Raw genomic sequence first — 3957 nt, forward strand, 5'->3', positions numbered from 1 at the left:
CCCGGACACCTGCGGCAGCCTATCCCCCCTCTCCGGGCTGCCGCATCGTTTCGAGTAGAAGGCCGCCGTGGTTCCCCCTCCACCACGGCGGTCTTTTTTTATCCCAGACAGACGTTTGCAGCCCGTGGTCCAATGATCGCGGGCTTTTCGTTTTCCTGTCCTGCCTTTACGGTTCGGGTTCTGAATCGAAAGGCTTCACATATGTCCGCAATTTCCCCCGTCCTCGACCGTCTCGACAACAATCTCGACCAGAGCCTCGAGCGCCTGTTCGGCTTGCTCAGGATCAAGTCGATCTCCACCGATCCGGCCTTTGCCGCCGATTGCCGCAAGGCGGCGGAATGGCTGGTGGCCGAACTCAAGCTGATCGGCTTCGACGCCAGCGTTCGCGACACATCAGGCCACCCGATGGTGGTTGCGCATCATGACGGCCCGGCCGGCTCGCCGCATGTGCTGTTCTACGGCCACTATGACGTTCAGCCGGTCGATCCGATCGAATTGTGGGAAAGCGATCCGTTCGCGCCTGCTGTCAAGGAGGTCGGGCCGGATCACAAGGTGATCACCGGACGCGGGTCGGCCGACGACAAGGGCCAGTTGATGACCTTCGTCGAGGCTTGCCGCGCCTGGAAACAGGTGCACGGCAATCTGCCTTGCCGCATCACCATCCTGTTCGAGGGCGAGGAAGAATCCGGCTCACCGTCGTTGAAGCCGTTCCTCGAAGCCAATGCCGACGAACTCAAGGCCGATTTCGCGCTGGTTTGCGATACCGGCATGTGGGACCGCGACACGCCGTCGATCTGCGTGGGATTGCGCGGGCTGGTCGGCGAGGAGATCACGGTGAAGGCGGCCGATCGCGACCTGCATTCCGGCCTCTATGGCGGTGCCGCCGCCAATCCGATCGGCATCCTGGCCAAGGTGTTGGCCGATATCCACGACAAGGACGGCCATATCACCATCCCCGGCTTCTATGACGGCGTCGAGGAAACACCGTCGCAGATCCTGAAATCATGGGAGACGCTCGGCGAGACGGCCGAGACGTTCCTGGGACCGGTCGGCCTGTCGATCCCGTCGGGCGAAAAGGGCCGCTCGGTGCTGGAGTTGACCTGGGCGCGGCCGACAGCCGAGTTCAACGGCATCATCGGCGGCTATACCGGCAAGGGCTTCAAGACGGTGATCGCGGCGGAAGCCTCGGCGAAGGTGTCGTTTCGCCTTGTCCACAAGCAGGATCCCAAGAAAATTCGCGCTGCGTTCCAGAAATTCGTCCAGGAGCGGATTCCGGCCGACTGTTCGGTCGAATTCCATCCGCATGGCGGCTCGCCGGCAATCCAGCTTTCCTACGACTCGCCCTTCCTCGCCAAGGCCAAGAATGCGCTGTCCGACGAATGGCCGAAGCCGGCGGTGACGACGGGCAGCGGCGGCTCCATTCCGGTTGTCGGCGATTTCCAGACCTATCTCGGTATGGAATCGCTGCTGGTCGGGTTCGGCCTCGACGACGACCGCATCCACTCGCCCAACGAGAAATACGAGCTCAGCTCCTTCCACAAGGGCCAGCGCTCCTGGGCGCGGATTCTCGATGCCTTGACGCGCTGAGCGGCGGAAACTCCTGTTTTCCTGTTGATTTTTCAGCGGATCGCGGCGAGGACGGGCCACAAGACAAAGCGCTGCAGCGTCCCTTGCGGGTCAGGGGACACTGTAGGGCTCGACCGGAGAAGACAATGGCCGATATCCGTTTCCATAAAAACGACCTGCCCGACCTCTCGCACTACAATGTCGGGGCAGTGGCCATCGACACCGAGACGCTCGGGCTCAATCCGCATCGTGACCGGCTGTGCGTGGTGCAGATTTCGCCCGGCGACGGCACGGCCGACGTCATCCAGATCGCGCCTGGCCAGAAGAAGGCGCCGAACCTCGTCAGCCTGCTGCGGAACCGTGGCGTAACCAAGCTGTTCCACTACGGACGCTTCGATCTTGCCGTGCTCTACAATGCGTTCGGCGTGATGCCGGAGCCGGTGTTCTGCACCAAAATCGCCTCGCGGCTGACCCGCACCTACACCGACCGCCACGGGCTGAAGGACATCTGCTTCGAGCTTCTTGGCGTTGGCCTGTCCAAGGCGCAGCAATCGTCGGACTGGGCGGCCGAGACGCTGTCGCCCGAACAGCTCGAATATGCCGCTTCCGACGTGCTCTATCTGCACCGTTTGCGCGATGTGCTCGCCGGACGCCTGGCGCGCGATGGGCGGACCAAGGAGGCCGATGCCTGCTTCCGCTTCCTGCCGACGCGTGCCAAGCTTGACCTGATGGGCTGGGACGAAGAGGATATCTTTGCCCACAGCTGACGGTCGTCCGGCCAGCACATCGCGCAGCCGGTACCGGCTGGAACCGGATGCGGGCCGCGGCGTTCTGTCGGCTCAGTTTGTCGGTGCAATTGGGGGATGATGACATGGCGGACAGAAAGCCGATTGTGACCGCGCCGACAGACGGCTCCAAGGTCTCCGTGACCTGGAAGGACAGCGACGGCGTGATCAACGAATCCATCGCGCAATATCGCGATGACGGCTGGTGGGTCTATATTGACAGTCACACACAAAAGAAGGTCGAGCCGACCAGCTGGCGCCCTGCCGCAAGCGACGATGACGACTAGAGCAGTTCACCGTTTCACGGAAACGGCAAGCTGCTCTAACTCTTTGTTTTGACGCAATTTTGGACGGAAAACCGCTTTACACTTTTCCTAGAATTGCTCTAGTGATGGCGCCGCTGGTGAGGCCGGCCGCTTTCGAATAGCCTGAAGCCGTTGATATCGAGGCCGATTCGGAGCTTTCCGTTCCGCCGTCGCCCTCTTGCTCGGAGGAACTCTCTATGGGTGTCGAAAGCCTGCTCGTCTTCATCATCATCGGTGCCATCGCCGGCTGGCTCGCCGGTCTTATCGTTTCCGGCTTCGGCTTCGGTCTGATCGGCAACATCATTGTCGGTATCGTCGGCGCGTTCATCGCCGGCTGGCTGTTTCCGAGGATCGGATTTTCCATCGGCGGCGGCACTCTCGCCGCGATCATCCATGCCACCATCGGCGCCATCATCCTGCTGGTGCTGGTCAAGGTCCTGAAACGAGCCTGAGGCTCGACAACGCAAAGAGCGCGCCATGAAACAGAATACGCTCTATCTCGTCATTGGCGCGCTCGTCGTGGTGGTCATTGCGCTCGGCATCTACGTCTATCGCGAGCAGACCAAACCCAAGGGCGTCGAGCTCAAGATCGACGACAAGGGCATTTCGATCCAGCAGAACTGAGCCGTCGAACGGCACATGCAGGAGCACGACATGGTGGCTTCTGACGCTCCGGAAGACGTCGATCAGCCCAGAATTACCGTTGCGGAATGGGAGAGGCTGAACAGGCCGCCAAGGCGCGAAGCGCTGTTGCGCTATCATTGGCGGGTGTTTCGCTTCCTGAGAGCATCCGCGCCGGTCTTCGATTTGCAGGGGCAAGAGCAGGTATTTCGCGATGGCATAGTCGCCACCGTGGCCTTCAACCGGCCCGAAATGATCGAATGGCAGATCCACCTGGTGCGCCGATACCTTGCCGAGCACGAGAGCTACATCGTCTTCGACAACAGCAACAAGGACGAGGCGAGGCAAGCAATCCGCGATCTCTGCCGTCGCCAGCATGTCCCCTATGTGGCATTGCCGAAGAACAGGCTGGTCGTCAGCAGATCGCACGGTCAAGCGCTCAACTGGATCGTGCGGAATTTCTTGCCTGGGTTCGGGCCGAAGCTTTTCGGCTTCATCGATCATGACATCTTTCCAACTGAACCATTTTCGATCCGCGACCGGATGAAGGGCAAGAGCCTCTACGGCAGCGTGCGGCGCGATACGCCGACACCAGGCGGCTGGTTCCTGTGGCCCGGCTTCTGTTTTTTCGATGGAAGCCTGTTGCGGCGGCGGCTGGATTTCGCCCCGAGCTACAAGTT

Annotated in this window: 6 protein-coding genes; all 6 read left to right on the forward strand. The window is 61.1% G+C overall.

The window, feature by feature from the left end:
- Positions 1-201: 201 nt before the first annotated feature.
- Entirely contained in the window at positions 202-1587 is a 1386-nt protein-coding gene (locus EOC06_RS23380) for a M20/M25/M40 family metallo-hydrolase (protein WP_128308898.1), read from the forward strand.
- Between the two features lie 125 nt (positions 1588-1712).
- Positions 1713-2333: a ribonuclease D gene (locus tag EOC06_RS23385; protein WP_095084743.1), complete on the forward strand. Its 621-nt coding sequence runs from the start codon at positions 1713-1715 to the stop codon at positions 2331-2333.
- Between the two features lie 104 nt (positions 2334-2437).
- Positions 2438-2638, forward strand: a complete 201-nt coding sequence (locus EOC06_RS23390) for a hypothetical protein (RefSeq protein WP_128288056.1) — start codon at positions 2438-2440, stop codon at positions 2636-2638.
- A 215-nt stretch (positions 2639-2853) separates the two neighbouring features.
- Positions 2854-3108 (forward strand): GlsB/YeaQ/YmgE family stress response membrane protein, encoded by a 255-nt coding sequence (locus EOC06_RS23395; RefSeq protein WP_013529551.1) that lies wholly within the window; start codon positions 2854-2856, stop codon positions 3106-3108.
- A gap of 25 nt (positions 3109-3133) precedes the next feature.
- Positions 3134-3280: a hypothetical protein gene (locus EOC06_RS23400; protein ID WP_013529552.1), complete on the forward strand. Its 147-nt coding sequence runs from the start codon at positions 3134-3136 to the stop codon at positions 3278-3280.
- Positions 3281-3310: 30 nt separating this feature from the next.
- Positions 3311-3957 (forward strand): hypothetical protein (locus EOC06_RS23405; RefSeq protein WP_245469958.1); only part of this gene is annotated, 647 nt, incomplete at its 3' end.

The sequence above is a fragment of the Mesorhizobium sp. M7A.F.Ca.MR.362.00.0.0 genome, assembly GCF_004023175.1.
Classification (GTDB): Bacteria; Pseudomonadota; Alphaproteobacteria; order Rhizobiales; family Rhizobiaceae; genus Mesorhizobium.